Source organism: Cupriavidus sp. 09_S30 (assembly GCF_056930435.1).
The window spans coordinates 3,196,874-3,213,124 of record NZ_JBXOWI010000002.1 but is presented as its reverse complement, the minus strand read 5'-3'; the positions used below and the strand labels follow the sequence as shown (position 1 = coordinate 3,213,124).

14 protein-coding genes are annotated in these 16,251 nt (G+C 68.4%); 9 read left to right on the top strand and 5 right to left on the bottom strand.

Translation table 11 applies throughout. The annotated features are described in order from the left end of the window. Positions 1-74: 74 nt before the first annotated feature. Positions 75-1,901, bottom strand: coding sequence for an acyl-CoA dehydrogenase family protein (locus AC1Z3O_RS34535; RefSeq protein ID WP_483521725.1), 1,827 nt, complete (start codon positions 1,899-1,901; stop codon positions 75-77). A 186-nt stretch (positions 1,902-2,087) separates the two neighbouring features. Between AC1Z3O_RS34535 and AC1Z3O_RS34530 the strand changes: the two genes are divergently transcribed. The 4 genes from AC1Z3O_RS34530 to AC1Z3O_RS34515 all read left to right on the top strand — a co-directional run bounded on the left by AC1Z3O_RS34530 (position 2,088) and on the right by AC1Z3O_RS34515 (position 5,909). After that, the gene (locus AC1Z3O_RS34530) at positions 2,088-3,002 is read left to right on the top strand and encodes a LysR family transcriptional regulator (RefSeq protein WP_483521723.1); all 915 of its coding nucleotides are present in this window, start codon (positions 2,088-2,090) and stop codon (positions 3,000-3,002) included. A gap of 401 nt (positions 3,003-3,403) precedes the next feature. Then, positions 3,404-3,712, top strand: a complete 309-nt coding sequence (locus tag AC1Z3O_RS34525; protein ID WP_483521721.1) for a FeoA family protein — start codon at positions 3,404-3,406, stop codon at positions 3,710-3,712. A 20-nt stretch (positions 3,713-3,732) separates the two neighbouring features. Then, the gene (gene feoB / locus AC1Z3O_RS34520; RefSeq protein ID WP_483521719.1) at positions 3,733-5,586 is read left to right on the top strand and encodes a ferrous iron transport protein B; all 1,854 of its coding nucleotides are present in this window, start codon (positions 3,733-3,735) and stop codon (positions 5,584-5,586) included. A 32-nt stretch (positions 5,587-5,618) separates the two neighbouring features. Next, a complete protein-coding gene (locus tag AC1Z3O_RS34515) occupies positions 5,619-5,909 on the top strand; it encodes a DUF6587 family protein (RefSeq protein WP_483521717.1) in 291 nt (96 codons plus the stop codon). Between the two features lie 614 nt (positions 5,910-6,523). Here the strand turns inward: AC1Z3O_RS34515 and AC1Z3O_RS34510 are convergent. After that, the gene (locus AC1Z3O_RS34510) at positions 6,524-7,897 is read right to left on the bottom strand and encodes a hypothetical protein (protein WP_483521715.1); all 1,374 of its coding nucleotides are present in this window, start codon (positions 7,895-7,897) and stop codon (positions 6,524-6,526) included. A 596-nt stretch (positions 7,898-8,493) separates the two neighbouring features. Between AC1Z3O_RS34510 and leuA the strand changes: the two genes are divergently transcribed. Both leuA and AC1Z3O_RS34500 read left to right on the top strand, forming a co-directional pair. Further along, complete coding sequence (gene leuA, locus AC1Z3O_RS34505; protein WP_483521713.1) at positions 8,494-10,215, top strand: 2-isopropylmalate synthase; 1,722 nt, start codon at positions 8,494-8,496, stop codon at positions 10,213-10,215. A 313-nt stretch (positions 10,216-10,528) separates the two neighbouring features. Further along, positions 10,529-11,170, top strand: a complete 642-nt coding sequence (locus AC1Z3O_RS34500) for an OmpW/AlkL family protein (protein ID WP_483521712.1) — start codon at positions 10,529-10,531, stop codon at positions 11,168-11,170. Between the two features lie 149 nt (positions 11,171-11,319). On the opposite strand, the gene AC1Z3O_RS34495 is transcribed toward AC1Z3O_RS34500, so the two are convergent. Continuing rightward, on the bottom strand, positions 11,320-12,807 hold the full coding sequence (locus AC1Z3O_RS34495; protein WP_483521711.1) for an AMP nucleosidase: 1,488 nt from the start codon (positions 12,805-12,807) through the stop codon (positions 11,320-11,322). 189 nt (positions 12,808-12,996) lie between these two features. Here AC1Z3O_RS34495 and AC1Z3O_RS34490 point away from each other — a divergent pair, with 189 nt between their 5' ends. Genes AC1Z3O_RS34490 through AC1Z3O_RS34480 form a run of 3 tightly spaced genes read left to right on the top strand, consistent with a single transcriptional unit; the run spans position 12,997 to position 14,400 of the window. Further along, complete coding sequence (locus AC1Z3O_RS34490; RefSeq protein WP_483521709.1) at positions 12,997-13,386, top strand: GNAT family N-acetyltransferase; 390 nt, start codon at positions 12,997-12,999, stop codon at positions 13,384-13,386. A gap of 19 nt (positions 13,387-13,405) precedes the next feature. Beyond that, positions 13,406-13,840: an EamA family transporter gene (locus AC1Z3O_RS34485; protein ID WP_483521708.1), complete on the top strand. Its 435-nt coding sequence runs from the start codon at positions 13,406-13,408 to the stop codon at positions 13,838-13,840. Positions 13,841-13,896: 56 nt separating this feature from the next. Beyond that, a complete protein-coding gene (locus tag AC1Z3O_RS34480; protein WP_483521706.1) occupies positions 13,897-14,400 on the top strand; it encodes a cupin domain-containing protein in 504 nt (167 codons plus the stop codon). A gap of 47 nt (positions 14,401-14,447) precedes the next feature. Here AC1Z3O_RS34480 and AC1Z3O_RS34475 read toward each other — a convergent pair whose 3' ends face one another. Beyond that, complete coding sequence (locus tag AC1Z3O_RS34475) at positions 14,448-15,011, bottom strand: hypothetical protein (RefSeq protein ID WP_483521704.1); 564 nt, start codon at positions 15,009-15,011, stop codon at positions 14,448-14,450. Positions 15,012-15,172: 161 nt separating this feature from the next. After that, positions 15,173-16,144 carry a Bug family tripartite tricarboxylate transporter substrate binding protein gene (locus tag AC1Z3O_RS34470; protein ID WP_483521702.1) on the bottom strand — a complete coding sequence of 324 codons (972 nt, stop codon included), beginning with the start codon at positions 16,142-16,144 and terminating at the stop codon, positions 15,173-15,175. Positions 16,145-16,251: the final 107 nt, after the last annotated feature.

The following is a 16,251-nucleotide window of genomic DNA, read 5'->3' as shown; positions in this document are numbered from 1 at the left end:
GTGCCGGCGCCCGCGCGCGGATGCCGTGGCGGGCGGTTGCGGAACCTCGCCGCGCGGCGAGGCTCGAGTGCACGTTAGAACAGGTTGACGGCGTCAACCGGGCCGGCCGTCCGCACCGCGCCGTCGGCGGGCGGTGCAACGGTGTCGGCCAGCCACTCAGGTTCGGCCGCGCCGGCCAGCGGATCCTGCGGCAGCACCCGGTGCAGCAGCACCAGTTGCGCCAGGCGCATGCGCCGTGCCGAGCCGATGCGGCCCGCTTCCCACGCCATCGCGACGGCGGTGGTCACGTGGTACAGGGCGGAGGCGGCCTGGCGCGCCAGCACGTCGCCGTCGGCGCCAGCCTCGGCGGCGTGCGCGGCCAGCGCGGCCGCGCGCGCGACTGCCGCCTCGAAGGCCTTGCGCGCCTCGGCATGCAGCGGCGTATCGGCCAGCAGGCCGGCGAGGTGGGCCTGCAGCACCGGCAGCGCGCCTTCGCGGCGGATGGCGCGCAGCACGTCGAGCGCGACGATATTACTGGTGCCCTCCCAGATCGAGCCGAGATGGGCATCGCGCACCAGGCGCGGATCGCTCCACTCCTCGATGTAGCCGCAGCCGCCGCGCACTTCCATGGCGTCGCCGGTGACCTTGCGCGCGTCGCGGCAGGCGCGGAACTTGATCAGCGGCGTGAGGATGCGCATCAGCGGGTAGGCGTCGGCCTCGCCGGCATCGGCGCGGCGCAGCGCCTCGGCGGTCTGGAACACCATGGTGCGCGCCTGCTCGGTGGGCAGCGTCAGCTTGAGCATCTGGCGGCGCATCAGCGGCATGCCGTCGAGCCGCTTGCCGAAGGCCTGGCGCTCGCGCGCGATGAACTGCGCCTCGGTCAGCGCGCGCCGCATCAGGCCGGCCGCGCGCACGCCGTTGGACAGGCGTGAGTTGTTGATCATGTCGGCCATCTGCACGAAGCCGCGGCCCAGCTCGCCGACCAGGTAGGCGTGCGCGCCCTCCAGGCGGATCTCGCCGCTGGCCATCGAGCGGGTGCCCAGCTTGTCCTTCAGGCGGATGATGCGGAAATGGTTGGCGCTGCCGTCGGACAGGGCGCGCGGCAGCAGGAACAGCGACACGCCCTTGATGCCGGGGGCCGCGTTGCCTTGCTCGTCCTCCACGCGCGCCAGCACCATGGCCAGGCCGGCGTCGGGGTTGGAGCAGAACCATTTGTCGCCAGACAGGCGCCAGCCGCCCTCGACCTGCGGGTCACGCACGGCGCGCGTGGTGGTGGCCGCCACGTCGGAACCGGCGCCCTGCTCGGTCATGAACATGGCGCCCTGGTACAGGTCCTCGAAGACCTGGGTGGTCAGGCTGGGCAGGTAGCGCTCGACCAGGGCCGGGTCGCCGAACTTGCGCAGCGTGCGCGTCAGCGAATCGGTCATCGACAGCGGGCAGCACAGGCCGAACTCGGCCTGCACGAAGAGATAGGTGAGCGCGTACTTAGCTGCCGGCGGCATCGGCGCGTCCCAGCCCAGCACGCCGCCGCGGTGCGACAGCGCGGCCAGGCCGAACTCCGAGAAGGCCACGCGCTCCATCTGGATGTAGGCGGGATGCTTGTCGATGCGCTGGGCGTCGACGCCGCTACGGGTGCGGTAGGACAGCGTGGGCGGGTTCTGGTCGGCGGTGCGCGCCAGCTCGTCCAGCACGCCGCCCGCGAGCGCCCCCATGTGTTCCAGGTGGGGCACCAGGTGCGAGAACAGCGCCTGGGGCAGGTAGAGCGGCAGCAGCGCGCGCAGTTCGGGATCGTCGGCGAACAGGTTGCTGCCATGCCGGTCGGGCACCGGATGCGCCACCGCGGCGGCGTCGGGAACGGCATTGGCGGTGGATTCGCGGTACGCAGAAACGGGTACGGCCTGGCGGGTGGCGCTGTTCGGCATGGGTGGTCTCCTGATTTTCTGCCCCGCCGCCGACATCGGCTCCGCAAGCGGCATGTGCCGGGAGAGCATCCCGGTGGGCCGGTGCGATGCCAGGCGCGGGGGGACTGGCTCAGTCGCATTATTCAAACCCCGGCGATTCGTGTCTAATTCTAAAATTGGCTCGATCAATATATTTTTTGTATTGCCATGGAATTCCGCCACCTGCGCTATTTCCTCGTGCTGGCCGAGGAACTGCACTTCGGCCGGGCCGCGCGCCGGCTCTCGATCTCGCAGCCGCCGCTGTCGCTCAATATCCAGCAGCTGGAGGCCTCGGTGGGCGCGCGCCTGTTCGAGCGCGACAGCCGCGGCGTGCGCCTGACCGCGGCCGGGCGCGCCTTCCGCGAGTCCGCCACCGCCTTGCTGGCGCAGGCCGAGGAGGCGCGGCTGCTGGCGCGCCAGATCGAGGCCGGCGCCGTGGGCCGGCTGCGGGTGGGCTTCGTCGGCTCGATGCTGTACCGGGGGCTGCCACAGCGCCTGCGCGAGTTCCAGGCGCGTTTCCCCGGCATCGAGGTGGCGCTGACCGAGCTGAACTCGCAAGAGCAGATCGATGCCCTGCTGCACGGCCAGCTCGACGCGGGCTTCGTCCACACCCGCCACCTGCCGGACGAGCTGGGCGCCACGCTGGCGCACAGCGAGCCCTTCGTGTGCTGCATGCCGCACGATCATCCGCTGGCGGCCCGGCAGTCGGTGGCGCTGGCCGAGCTGCGCGGCGAACCCTTCGTGCTGTTCTCGCGCAAGGCCTCGCCCGACTACTACAACCGGATCTTCGAGATGTGCGCGGCGCAGGGCTTCTACCCGCAGATCCGCCACGAGGTGCGGCACTGGCTGTCGGTGGTGTCGCTGGTGTCGCAGGGCATGGGGGTGGCGGTGGTGCCGGCGGCACTACAGCGCTCGGGCATGGCGGGCGCCGCTTTCCGGCCGCTGGCGGAATCCACCGTGCCGTCCGAGGTCTACTGCGCGTGGAAGCTGCTGCCGGACCACCCGGCGCGCGAGCACTTCGTGGAGATGGTGCGGCAGGCGGCCGCGGCGGACGGCGTCGCGGCCGGGCCCGCGCGGCCGTGAGAAAAAAGCCACCCGCCCTGGGGGCCGGTGGCCTTGAAGTACGCGTGGAACGGGGGTGTTCAGCGTGCGTGCAGCTTACTTGCGGGGGCAGGTTTCAACCAATAACGCAATTGCGTTAATCGGCTCCGCTGTCCTTCCGCTGTCCTGTTTCTCTGCAGGCCGAGTCCGCGCGATCCTCCTGTCACCAGCGTCGCTGGATTCGTTGCCCTGGCGGGAACGAAGGCGGCCGGACAAATCACTTGAAGCGCGCGAACAGTGGTGAAAACCACGCCGAGAAACGACGCACCACCCATAATGAGATACAATGAAAACGATTTTCATTCACGTATCCAGGATGCGGTTTCCCCGTTCCTTCCAGAGGGGATCCTCGTTGGGAAACCGGTCCACGCACTGGAAACATCATGCGGTTGCCTGAATTGCCGCGGCGCACCGCCGCCATCGTGACCTCCGTCGAGGACGCCATGCCGAACGACCCGGTTTCGCGCCGCTTGCGCGAACTCGGCTTCGTGCCCGGCGAGACGGTGCAGGTGGTGGCGCACGGCCCCTTCGGCAGGGATCCGCTGGTGGCCCAGGTCGGCTTCACACGCTTCGCGCTGCGGCGCGCGGAAGCCGACCGCATCGCGGTCGAGGTTGCCAGTGCATCCATCTCCAGCATCGCGCCAGCCACGCAAGACGGGCATGCCCCGCAAGCGCGGCGCTCGGCTGCCTGACTGAGTCTCTCCCAAACAACATGTCAGTCGCTTCGACTATTCCGGCCCTTCGCATCGCGCTGGTCGGCAATCCCAACTGCGGCAAGACCGCGTTGTTCAACCGCCTGACCGGCTCCCGCCAGAAGGTGGCCAACTATGCCGGCGTCACCGTCGAGCGCAAGGAAGGCCATTTCGTCTCGCCCGCCGGCCGGCAGGTGCGCATCCTCGACCTGCCCGGCGCCTACAGCCTGCACGCCGCCAGCCTGGACGAGGCCATCACGCGCGACATCTGCCTGGGCCAGCGCGCGGACGAGCCGCGCCCGGACCTGCTGGTGTCGGTGGTGGATGCCACCAACCTGCGCCTGCACCTGCGCTTCGTACTCGAACTGCGCCGGCTTGGCCTGCCCATGGTGCTGGTGCTCAATATGTGCGACGCGGCCGCAAAGCGCGGCATCCACGTCGATGCCGGCAAGCTGTCCGCCGCGCTGGGCGTGCCCGTGGTGGAAACCGTGGCGATCAAGCGCAATGGCGCTGCGGCACTGCTGGGGCTGCTGGACGAGGCGCTGCCGGCGCCGCCGGTGGTAGCGGCGGTGGAAGGCGACGTGCATGCCGAGGTCAAGCGCCTGCTCGATGCCGCCATCACCATGCCGGCCCGTACCGCGGCGCTGGACGACCGGCTCGACGCCATCGTGCTGCACCCCGTGTTCGGCCTGCTGATCCTGGCCGTGCTGCTGTTCCTGATGTTCCAGGCCGTGTTCTCCTGGGCCGCTCCGCTGATGGACGGCATCGAGGCCGGCGTACATGCCTTTGGCGAACTGCTCGGCACCTACATGCCGGACGGCATGCTCAAGAGCCTGCTGGTCGACGGCCTGATCGCCGGTGCCGGCAGCGTGGTCGTCTTCCTGCCGCAGATCCTGATCCTGTTCCTGTTCATCCTGTCGCTGGAGGAATCCGGCTACCTGCCGCGGGCGGCCTTCCTGCTCGACCGGCTGATGATGAATGCGGGCCTGTCGGGTCGCTCTTTCATCCCGCTGCTGTCGAGCTTCGCCTGCGCGATTCCAGGCATCATGGCCACGCGCACCATCCAGGACCCGCGCGACCGGCTCACCACCATCCTGGTGGCCCCGCTGATGACCTGCTCGGCACGCCTGCCGGTCTATACGCTGCTGATCGCCGCCTTCATTCCGCAGCGCACGGTGATGGGCCTGTTCAACCTGCAGGGGCTGGTGCTGTTCGCCCTGTACGTGGTCGGCATCCTCAGCGCGCTGGCGGTGGCCTACGTGCTCAAGTACTTCCGCCGCGACCGCACCGACCACCCCCTGCTGATGGAGCTGCCGTCCTACCGCATCCCCAACCCGCGCGACCTCGCCCTGGGCCTGTGGGAGCGTGCCCGCATCTTCCTGTCGCGCGTCGGCAAAGTGATCCTGGCCCTGACCGTGCTGCTGTGGTTCCTGGGCAGCTTTCCGGCGCCGCCGGCCGGCGCCACGGGTCCGGCCATCGACTACAGCTTCGCCGGCATGATCGGCCAGGCCCTGGAAAAGGTGTTCGCGCCGATCGGCTTCAACTGGCAGATCTGTGTGGCGCTGGTGCCCGGCCTGGCCGCGCGCGAGGTGGCCGTCGGCGCCCTCGCCACGGTTTACGCGCTGTCCGGCGGCGGCGGCGACGATGCGATGGCCGCGCAGCTGGCGCCCGTGATCGCCGCGCAATGGTCGCTGGCCACCGCGCTGGCGCTGCTGGCCTGGTACGTGTTCGCGCCGCAGTGCATCTCGACGATGGCGGTGATCCGCCGCGAAACCAACTCGTGGAAGGTGATGGCCGCGTCGGTCGGCTACCAGGCAGGCCTGGCCTACCTGGCCGCCTTCGTCACCTACCGCGTCGCACTGCACTTCAGCTGAGCAGGCCGCCCCCCAATCGCAGGAGCCACGCCATGAGCCTATACCACGCCTTCGAAAGCCTGCTGGTGCCGCTGATCGTGCTGGTGTGCGCGCTGTCGGTGGCGGCCCGCTACGCGCCGCGCACGCGCGAACGCGTCAAGGCCGCGCTGGCGGCCCGGCTGGGTGGCAGCGGGGCGACCGGCTGGCGTGCCCGGCTGGTGGCGAGGCTGGCCCCGCAGGCAGCCGCCGGCTGCGCCAGCGGCTGCGACAGCGGCGGCTGCAATACCTGCGCATCAAGCACGGCGCCGGCCGAGCAACCGGTGCGGCTGGTACGCAAGCCCTGAACGGCCAGCATCGCCGCACTGCCTCACAAGCGTCCCGCCCCGGGCCTCCGTGCCCCCTCTTCCCCGCCTGCATCGGCCGGGCAAACCTTCCCTTCCCCCGCCCCCTCCAACGCCTTGCCGCCTGCCCCTTGAAGGCCGGCGCATGGCCGCGCGCTGGGCGTGCGCTCGTCTTTCCACGTCCCGCCGACGCACGCCAGAGGCAGGGTCGAATGCCTTCCCCCAGGGGCGGCCGACGGGCACGCAGAAATGGGTACGCTCGTACCTCACGATGCAGCGAGCCACGGTGTGAGCGAGGGCTGCGACCCCGTCATGTCATGGGATTTTCGCCGCCGATGCCGCGCTTGGGGAGGTCGACAGGCCTTGGCCCGACGCACGCAGAAATGGGTACGCTCGGGCCATCCGGCACTGCGCGCGGGTGTTTTGCGGCACGTCGGGGAGGGCCCTTTCGGTCGTCGGGACGCAAGGAAACTGCATGAAACACCCCCTTCGGGGCCTCACCAAGGCGCACGCAGAAATGGGTACGCCCAGCGGCACGGCAGTGCCCGGGGCCCCAAAAAAAGAAGCCCCCGCGAGGGGGCTTGCACTGGCGGCACCGCCTGCCGCGGCACCAATGGCTACATCGCCGTGCCAGTAATGAGCAGCGACAGAGGCTCGCTATCCTTGACCGTGGTGCACGTCACCGTCAGCGTGACGGGACCGGATGCCACCGGCGTGACCAGCTTCTGCGCATCGCTGATGCCCGGAGCCAGGGTCACGTTCGCACTGCCGCTCCATGACCAGTTCGCGCAGTTCAGGTAGGTATCGCTGCTGCCCAGGTGCTTGAGCGTCGCCGTGATCGGCAGCGTGCCGGGAAACCGCAATGGCATCGGCCCATCGTAGGCCAGTGCCCAGGTCGGCTGCTCGGTGATGACAAGGTTGGCCTTGGGCTTGTCCGGCAGTGTGGTGCTGGCCGCCATCACCTGCAGCAGGCCCGGCAGCGGGCTCTGGCCATTGGCACGGCTGGTGCTGATCTGCGCGCTGCGCGTGCTCGCATCGGCTGCCACGGTCAGGGTGGGCGAGTTCGTCGTGTAGGTCCACGCGCCATCGAAGCTGGCGGTGGCATCCTGCCCGTCACTGCGCAATACGCGCGCCGCCACCGTCTGCGCGTAGCCGTTGAGCACGGACAGCGCACTGATGGGCGTGCCGTTCTGCGACAGTTCGAGCCGATAGCCCAGGGCGCCGTTCTTCAGCACGGTGACGAGGATCTGCGCGGCCAGCGCGTTGCCGTTGGGCGCGGTGAGCGCTACCGTCACGGTGCCGATCAGCGGGGTCGTGGTCGAACTGTTCTGGCCCAGCAGCGTCGCGCTGTTCTGATTGGCGCTGACCTGCACCCCGCTGGTGTTGCTGGTCCAGATCCAGTTCTGCACCGATGACGAGACATCGCTGCCGTTGCTGTCCAGCAGCACCGCCTTGACCGGCAGCGATTGGCCGTTGGCAAGTTCCATCACTGGATTGGGCACGGCCAGTGTGTAGCTGCGGCTGCCTCCGGCGAGCACGGCAACGGCGGCGCTCAATGGCGCGAGCTGGGTCGTGCTGCCGTCTGCGGCGGTGACTGCGATCTGCGCCTGGATGGTGGCATTGCCCGCCGCCACACCACCGATCACAGCGCTGCCCGCCACACCGGCACCGGCGGCAACCGTCGCGATGGCGCTGCTTGAGGTGCTCCAGTTGACCGCGCTGTTGCCGGTCACGTCATTGCCGTTGTTGTCCACCACCGTGGCGGCAATGGGGATGGTGCTGCCCGCCGGCACCTGTACCGTGACTGGGCTCAATGTCGCGGTATAGCTGGTAGGTGCGACGGTACCGCTCCCTGCGCCGGCACCGGAGCCGCTACCGCTACCGCTACCGCTGCCGGTACCGCTACTGCTGCTGCTGGCGGCGGCGTTGGAACCGGCACTGTCACCACCGCCGCCTCCGCCGCCACAGGCGGCCAGAACGAATGCCGCCACGCAAATCAGCCAGGCTGACCCGAGCCTCCTCACCATGGTGCCGCTCCCTTGTTCTTCTTCTTTCGTACTCTCAGGCTAGGCGCTACGCGCGTCCGCATGTACCGAACAGAAGGTTGAGGCCCGGGCTCGGCCAGCAGCGCCAAGGCTGTGCGCCCGCAGATTTCTTCATTCCTTTGGCTGAGCTGCAAGGCGTGGCGCGCCACTTTTCTTCATCCCCACCCAGCCGTCCAGCCGAGTCCGCGAAGACCGCGCGAAGTCCGCGAAATGCGCTGCGCGGCGTGTTCACGCAAGCAGGCGCCGCCTTGACATCGGGCGCGCTTCTCACCTACCCTCCATGCACTCATCCTCTTCCGGCATGATGACCCGACCGAACCACCTCTCCCGCCACGCTTCCGGTGCCCTGCGCACCGAGGTGTCCGCGCGCGTGCTGGTGGCGGCCCTGGCCTCGTGCCGCGCCCTGCGCGCTTCCTCGCTAGCGCTACGCCTACCGACCGGTTGCCGGGCCTAGTGCCCCGTGGCAGTTCGGCAGCCTCGCGCCACCCTTTTGCGTTTTTCCCTTTGTGTATCGCATCTTCCCGCGAGGAAGGAGATCGTCCATGCTGTCCAATCCCGCCGTCAAATACCGCCCCGCCGCCACCGTCGACCTGCCTGACCGCACCTGGCCCAACCGCACCATCACGCACGCTCCGCAATGGATGAGCACCGACCTGCGCGACGGCAACCAGGCGCTGATCGAGCCGATGGACGCGCAGCGCAAGCTGCGCTTCTTCGAACAACTGGTGAAGATCGGCCTGAAGCAGATCGAGGTGGCCTTCCCCGCGGCATCGCAGACCGACTTCGACTTCGTGCGCATGCTGATCGAGGAGGACCGCATTCCCGCGGACGTGACCATCGTGGTGCTGACGCAGTCGCGCGATGACCTGATCCGCCGCACTGTCGAGTCGGTCCGTGGCGCGCGGCGCGCGGTGGTCCACCTGTACAACCCGATCGCGCCGGCGTGGCGCCGCATCGTCTTCAATGCCAGCCGCGAGGAGATCAAGGAAGTGGCGCTGGCCGGTACGCGCCTGATCCGCGAGCTGACGGATGCGATGCCGGAGACGGCCTGGACCTACGAGTATTCGCCCGAGACCTTCAGCCTGGCCGAGCTGGACTACGCACTGGAAGTGTCCGATGCGGTCTCGGCAATCTGGGAGCCCGGCCCCGCGCGCCCGATGATCCTGAATCTGCCGACCACGGTGGAATGCAGCACGCCCAATATCTTCGCCGACCAGGTCGAATGGATGCACCGCCATCTGGCGCGCCGCGAGCACATCGTGCTCTCGGTGCATCCCCACAATGACCGTGGCACCGCGGTGGCCGCAGCCGAACTGGCGGTGATGGCTGGCGCAGACCGTGTTGAAGGCTGCCTGTTCGGCAACGGCGAGCGCACCGGCAACGTGGACCTCGTCACGCTCGCGCTCAATCTCTATACGCAGGGTGTTTCGCCCGGGCTCGACTTCTCCGACATCGACGAAGTCCGTCAGTGCGTGGAGCACTGCAACCAGCTGCCCGTGCATCCGCGCCACCCTTATGTCGGCGACCTGGTCTTCACGGCCTTCTCCGGTTCGCACCAGGACGCCATCCGCAAGGGCTTCGCCCAGCAGAAGGCCGATGCGATCTGGGAAGTGCCCTACCTGCCGATCGACCCTGCGGACCTCGGCCGCAGCTACGACGCCGTGATCCGCGTCAACAGCCAGTCCGGCAAGGGTGGCATGGCCTATCTGCTCGAACAGGTGCACGGCATCTATATGCCGCGCCGGCTGCAGATCGAGTTCAGCCGCGCCGTGCAGCGCATGACCGACGAGACCGGACTCGAAGCGAGCGCCGACGACCTCTATGCGCTGTTCCGCAGCGAGTACCTGGACCAGCGGTCGCCGCTGGTGTATGTGTCGCACCGGATGGTGTCGGACGCCGGCGCGCGGGTCGAGATCGAGATGACACTGCAGCGCGACGGCGAGGCTCGCCGCGTGCGCGGCAGCGGCAATGGCCCGATCGATGCCGTGGTGAATGCGCTCGCCACCGAGCTCGGCACGACGGTGCGCGTGATGGATTACCACGAACACGCGATGACGCCCGGCGCAAGCGCGAACGCGGCCTGCTATGTGGAAGTGCGTGTCGGCGATTCGGCCACCGGCTTCGGCGCCGGTGTCGACGCCAGCCTGGTGACGGCCTCGCTCAAGGCCGTGCTGTCGGGTGTCAACCGCCACCTGGCCGCAGGCGCGGCAGGCGCGATGTGTGCGGACACGGCGGCCCAAACCCGCGAGACAGCCACGGCCTGACGGCCGCAAAAGAAGGCCGGTGCGCCCCGCCCCCACGGGGCGCACCGGGAAAGACGCCCTTGCGGACATCCACGACATGCTCGTTGCATAGACCGTGCGCATAGCGTAAAGGCAGGCGCAGCGCAGCGCCACGAAGGATTCCGCATGTGCATAGACGCACCGCACGCGATGCGCGTTCGCATGCGCGCGCGACTGCGCTCCGCTCTTCTTGTTTTGGGTCAAGGCCAAAAAGAGTGGCCTCGTTCACACTGTCTTCGACATTGGGCCGAGCCGATCGGCCACAGCGACTTTAGAGACCTGAAGCAAGAAGACCATGACTTTGAGAAATCCCCTTCCGACACGAGCCGCCTGCATCGCCCTTGCCGCGCTGTCCCTGTGCGCCGCCGCACCCGCCTCCGCCGCCGATACCGAGCCGGAAGGCAACTGGATGGTGCGCATGCGCGGCACCTATCTGAAGATGGACAATTCGTCGGACCCGATCGGCGGCGTCGGCGCGCACGACCGCGCGACGGTCAACAACAAGTGGATCCCGGAACTCGACGTCACCTACTTCATCACGCCACACTTCGCCACGGAACTGGTGCTGACCGTGCCGCAGTCGCAAGACGTCTATCTCGATGGCAGCAAGATCGGCTCGTTCAAGCACCTGCCTCCCTCGATCATGCTGCAGTACCACCTGCAGCCTGAGGGCACCTTCCGTCCGTACCTGGGCGTGGGCCTGAACGTTACGCGCATCTGGGGCGCGGATCTCGCCGGCGGCCTGGCGCTCGACAAGTGGAGCGTGGGTCCGGCCCTGCAGGTCGGCATGGACTACAGGCTGAGCAAGCACTGGTTCCTGAACGCCGACATCAAGAAGATCTGGATCTCCAGCGACATCAAGTCCAACGGCACCAAGGTCTCGGCCGTCAGCCTCGATCCGTGGCTGTTCAGCATGGGCGTGGGCTACCGCTTCTGATCGCACCACGGACACCGCGCCATGCGGCCCGCTTGCGCGCCGGCGTGATCCCCGTGATCCTCGCCTGCGGCGCAGGTGCTGGTCCTGTCTTTGGATTCTTGGCGGACGGCGGCAGGCTCCGCCCGCCGCCGCCTCAGCGCCTCAACGCCTCAGCGGAAAGCCGGCTCGTCGAAGCTGCGCAGCTTGCGCGAATGCAACTGGTCCACGCCATTCTCACGCAGGATGCGGATCGCCTCCAGGCCGATCGTCATGTGCTGGCTGACGCGCTGGCGGTAGAAGGCGTTGGCCATGCCGCGCAGCTTGAGCTCGCCATGCAGCGGCTTGTCCGACACGCACAGCAGCGTGCCGTAGGGCACGCGCAGCCGGAAGCCGTTGGCGGCCACCGTGGCGCTCTCCATGTCGATGGCGATCGCGCGTGACTGGTTGAAGCGCGCATACAGCGTCTTGGACTTCAATTCCCAGTTGCGGTCGTCGGTCGACACGACCGTGCCGGTGCGCATGCGCGTCTTCATCTCGGTGCCCGACAGCCCGGTCACGCGCGCCACGGCCTCCTGCAGTGCCACCTGGATCTCGGCGATGGGCGGCACCGGCACCCAGGGCGGCAGGTCCTGGTCGAGCACGTGGTCGTCCCGTACGTAGGCATGGGCCAGCACGTAGTCGCCTAGCTGCTGCGAGCGGCGCAGGCCGCCGCAGTGGCCGACCATCAGCCAGCAATGCGGGCGCAGCACCGCCAGGTGGTCGGTCATGGTCTTGGCATTGGACGGGCCCACGCCGATATTGACCAGGGTCACGCCCAGCTTGTCGCCCCGCACCAGGTGGTAGGCCGGCATCTGCGGCAGCGCGCGCGGGCGGCCGGCGTCGTCCGGCACCGGGCTGCCGCGCTCCTGCACCACATCGCCGGGCTCGACGAAGCTCACGTAGTCATCGCCCGCGTCGTCCGGCGGCGCTGCCATCCAGGAGCGGCCCAGTTCGATGAACTCGTCGACGTAGCGCTGGTAGTTGGTGAACAGCACGAAGCGCTGGAAGTGCTCGGGCGCAGTGCCGGTGTAGTGGTACAGGCGCTGCAGCGCGAGATCGACACGCTCGGCCGGGAACATCGACAGCGGATCGGCCTCGCCCGACACCGGCTCGAAGGTGCCGTTGGCGATGGCGTCGTCGATGCGGCTCAGCTCCGGCAGGACGAAGGACGCGGCGAGCTCGCGCGCCTGCACGTCGCTGATGTCGGTGGTCGATGCCTCGATCACGAAAGGCAGCGGGATCGGGCGGCGGCTGGTGCCGACCACCACCGGCACGCGGTGGTAGCGCATCAGGCGCTCGATCTGGTCGCGGAAGTATTCGGCGAACAGGTCCGGCCGCGTCAGCGTGGTGCCGTAGACGCCGGGGTAGGCGACCGTGCCCCACGAAGGCCGGCTGTCGGTCACCATGGTCTCCAGGTTGACCGAGATGCCCAGGTAGGGATAACAGGCATGCGCCGCCGAGGGCAGCGGCCGGCCCTGCGCGAAGGCCTCGAAGCGTGCCTTGATGGCGTCGACCGAGTGCTTGTAGATCTCGGTGATGCGCGCCAGCGCGGCATCCGCGTCGGCATACTCGGCCAGTTGGTCGGCGGGATGGGCGGAGGAGTAGATCGCGGCGTTCATGCAGTGATGATACCGCGCTGCCCGCGCCGGCGGGCCCTCCCGTGAAATTGACGCTGGCGCACCCGCTCGCTAAACTCTGCGCCAAGTTACGCCGCCCGGCACATGCGGGCGGCGTCCCGGACTCACTGCGCGACCGACGGCATGGACGCGCAGCGGAGGGCTGTACACGCTTGGCAAGGAGAGCCGTTGATGGAAATCCGAAATCTGGTGCCCGAAGACATTGAGGCCGCCAGGCGGCTCCTTCTAGATACCGGCTGGACGCAGCGGGTCAACAATCCCGAACGCTTCGCGCTGCTGATCGCCAATTCGCAGCACGTGGCCGTCGCGGTCGACCAAGGCCAGATCGTCGGCTTCGCGCGCGCGCTGTGCGACGGCGTCTGCAACGGCTACCTGTCGATGGTGGCGGTCGCCCCGAGCCACCGGCGCCAGGGCGTGGGCCGCGCCCTGGTGCGGCACATCATGGGGGACGATCCGGATATCACCTGGGTGCTGCGCGCCGCGCGCTCGTCCGAAGCGGCCTTTTTCGGCCAGCTCGGATTCACGCCCTCCATGGTGGCGATGGAACACCGCCGCTCCTGACCCCCGTTCCCTCGCCCCCATGTCCTCTTCCGCCACCTGGTTCCACTGGGCGCTGCTGTCGGCTGGTTTCGCCGCGCTCACGGCGATCTTCGCCAAGATCGGCCTGGAGGGCGTCAATTCCGACCTCGCCACGCTGATCCGCACGGCGGTCATCATCGTGGTGCTGAGCCTCTTCGTCCTGTATACGGGCAAGTGGAGCAATCCGCTCGCCCTCTCACCCAGGACCTGGACCTTCCTGGTGCTGTCGGGCCTGGCCACGGGCGCCTCCTGGGTCTGCTACTTCCGCGCGCTCAAGGTGGGCGACGCGTCCAAGGTGGCCCCGGTGGACAAGCTCAGCCTGCTGCTGGTGGCCGTGTTCGCTGTGATCTTCCTCGGCGAGCGGCCCAGCCTGCGCGAATGGGCCGGCATCCTGCTGGTGGGCGCCGGCGTGCTGGTGCTCGGCTTCAAGCGCTAGTCCGGCCGCAGGTTCTAGACTGAAGGCAGCAGCTTTTCGTCGAGGAGAGCGCGGCCATGAAAGACAGTCATCCCCTGCTGCTGCGTGCCGACCAGGTTCAGGCGCGCATGCACACCTTCCGCCACCCGTGGAACCCCAACTCGGAGATCACCGGCGCCAGGCTGGGCCGCATGCTCGGCTTGCGACGCACCGGCGTCAATTTCACCACGGTGCCGGTCGGCAAGGAATCCTTCGTGTATCACGCGCATCACCTGGAAGAGGAGTGGATCTATATCCTCTCCGGCCGCGGCGTTGCCGAGATCGATGGTGAGGTCTTCGAGGTAGGTGCGGGCGATTTCATGGCCTTCCCGGCGACCGGCATCGCCCACCACCTGGTCAATGCCGGCGACCAGGAGCTGGTCTACCTTTGCGGTGGCGAAAACCGCGAGGCCGAGATCGTCGACTTCCCGCGCCTGGGCAAGCGCTCCGTGCGCACCGGCGACACGGTCGAAGTGTTCGACCGCGCCAGCGCCGAGCCGCTTGGGCCGCAGGCACCGGAGCCATGCCCGCCTGACTCATGATGCGCGGCCGGGCGGCATCCAGTGCCGCCGTGACCGGGCACCAGCCGTCATGCGCCGGCTGCGGCCAGGAAGCGCAGCACAGGCGCGAGCCCTTCCAGTGCGGGTGCACTGGCGCCGGCCTGCGCTGCGTCGCACCAAGGATATGGCAGCCGGGCCAGCCAGCCGTCGATGACGGCCGCCGCGTCCGCGGCCGGCAGGATCTCCATCGCCTCGATGACGATGTCCAGCGCCTGCACGCGGCGCGGTGAGGTGGTGCCCAGGCGCCAGTCGTAATAGCCGCAGCCCACGCGCACGCCGCCGCTTTCCTTGTCGGTCATGCCCACCAGCCATGTGCAGGCGTGCACGCCGGCATCGGCGGCGGGCGGCTCGCCCAGGCAGAAGGTGTAGACGTTGTCGTAGCGCTGGCCGAACCGGCGCACCAGCACGTCGGCGATCTGGTCGACGCCCTCGCTGGCCGCCGGGAAGGCGATGGCCTCGCTCTTCACCGTCATGCGCAGGCGCGCATCGGGGGCAAAGGCACGGGCCATCAGATGGGGACGGTTCTCGTCCTTGGCGCGGATATAGGTTTCGATCAGCGCCTGGGCATTGTTGGCAGGTACGGATGCGGACATGGGTTGAGGCTGGGGCTCCGATAGGGACTGCGATAGGGACTGCCCCATCTTAGCCGCCCGCACGCCTGCGTGGCGGCGAGCCCCTGCCGTCCGCAGGGCCAAGCCGGGCCGGCCCGCGCGGGGGGACGGGCCGGACGGGTCGGCAAAGCAGCGCGCCTGCCTTATTCCGGCTGGATGTTCGCGGCCTTGATGATGCGGCCCCACTTGGCGGATTCCTGCGCCTGGAACTTCGCCAGTTCCGCCGGGCTGCTGGTGAAGACCTCGGTGCCGGTGGTCTGGTAGAAGGTGGCCGCGGTCTCGCTGTGCGCGGCCTTGACCAGCAGCGTGTTGAGCCTGGCCACCACCGCCGGGGGCGTGCCCGCCGGCGCATAGGCGGCGAACCAGTAGCTCATCTCATACCCCTTCACGCCGGCCTCGTCGATGGTGGGCACGTCCGGCGCCAGCGGCGAGCGCGCCTTGCCTGACACGCCCAGCGCGCGCAGCTTGCCGCTCTTGACCTGGGGCAGGCCTGTAGCGGTGTCGGTGATCATCATCTGGATCTGGTTGCCCAGCAGATCGGTAATCGCCAGCGGATTGCTCTTGTAAGGCACGTGCAGCAGTTCCACGTGGGCCATCTGCTGGAACAGCTCGCCGGCGATGCGCGAGGACGAGCTGCCGCTGCCGAAGCTGAGCTTGCCCGGCTGCTTCTTCGCCAGCGCGATGAAATCGCCCACGGTCTTCACCGGCAACTGCGGGTTGACCACCATGATCTGGCCGCCCCGCCCCAGCGCGGTCAGCGGCGCATAGTCCTTGACCGGATCGTAGGGCAGCTTCTTGAACAGGTGCTCGTTGGCCGCGTGCGTGGTGTTGGTACTGATCAGCACGGTATAGCCGTCCGGGCTGGCCTTGGCCACGTCACTGGCGGCGATGAAGCCGTTCGCGCCCGGCTTGTTGTCCACCACCACAGTGACCTTGGCATCCACCGTCATCGCCTGGCCGACCGCGCGGGCGAGCTGGTCGGTGGCGCTGCCGGCGGCAAAGGGCACCACGAAGCGGATGGGCTTGTCCGGGAACTCGGCCCACGCGCTGCCTGCCGGCAAGGCGAACACGGCGAGCGTGGCTGCGGCGATCATGGCGCGGCGGATGGCTGGCATGATGGTTGTCTCCTGTTGGAATGGTCTGGATCGGAAAGCGGATCTATGCAGATCTATGCGGAAAGATGCGGGTCTATGTGGAACGTTGCGGGTCTCGATGGCCTCCT

Bases quoted from the DNA above. Each gene is read 5' to 3' on its own strand.
- AC1Z3O_RS34485 (WP_483521708.1), top strand. From the start codon at position 13,406: ATGTCCTCTTCCGCCACCTGGTTCCACTGGGCGCTGCTGTCGGCTGGT.
- AC1Z3O_RS34475 (WP_483521704.1), bottom strand. From the start codon at position 15,011: ATGTCCGCATCCGTACCTGCCAACAATGCCCAGGCGCTGATCGAAACC.
- AC1Z3O_RS34480 (WP_483521706.1), top strand. From the start codon at position 13,897: ATGAAAGACAGTCATCCCCTGCTGCTGCGTGCCGACCAGGTTCAGGCG.
- AC1Z3O_RS34500 (WP_483521712.1), top strand. From the start codon at position 10,529: ATGACTTTGAGAAATCCCCTTCCGACACGAGCCGCCTGCATCGCCCTT.
- leuA (WP_483521713.1), top strand. From the start codon at position 8,494: ATGCTGTCCAATCCCGCCGTCAAATACCGCCCCGCCGCCACCGTCGAC.
- feoB (WP_483521719.1), top strand. From the start codon at position 3,733: ATGTCAGTCGCTTCGACTATTCCGGCCCTTCGCATCGCGCTGGTCGGC.
- AC1Z3O_RS34530 (WP_483521723.1), top strand. From the start codon at position 2,088: ATGGAATTCCGCCACCTGCGCTATTTCCTCGTGCTGGCCGAGGAACTG.
- AC1Z3O_RS34535 (WP_483521725.1), bottom strand. From the start codon at position 1,901: ATGCCGAACAGCGCCACCCGCCAGGCCGTACCCGTTTCTGCGTACCGC.
- AC1Z3O_RS34490 (WP_483521709.1), top strand. From the start codon at position 12,997: ATGGAAATCCGAAATCTGGTGCCCGAAGACATTGAGGCCGCCAGGCGG.
- AC1Z3O_RS34515 (WP_483521717.1), top strand. From the start codon at position 5,619: ATGAGCCTATACCACGCCTTCGAAAGCCTGCTGGTGCCGCTGATCGTG.
- AC1Z3O_RS34470 (WP_483521702.1), bottom strand. From the start codon at position 16,144: ATGCCAGCCATCCGCCGCGCCATGATCGCCGCAGCCACGCTCGCCGTG.
- AC1Z3O_RS34525 (WP_483521721.1), top strand. From the start codon at position 3,404: ATGCGGTTGCCTGAATTGCCGCGGCGCACCGCCGCCATCGTGACCTCC.
- AC1Z3O_RS34495 (WP_483521711.1), bottom strand. From the start codon at position 12,807: ATGAACGCCGCGATCTACTCCTCCGCCCATCCCGCCGACCAACTGGCC.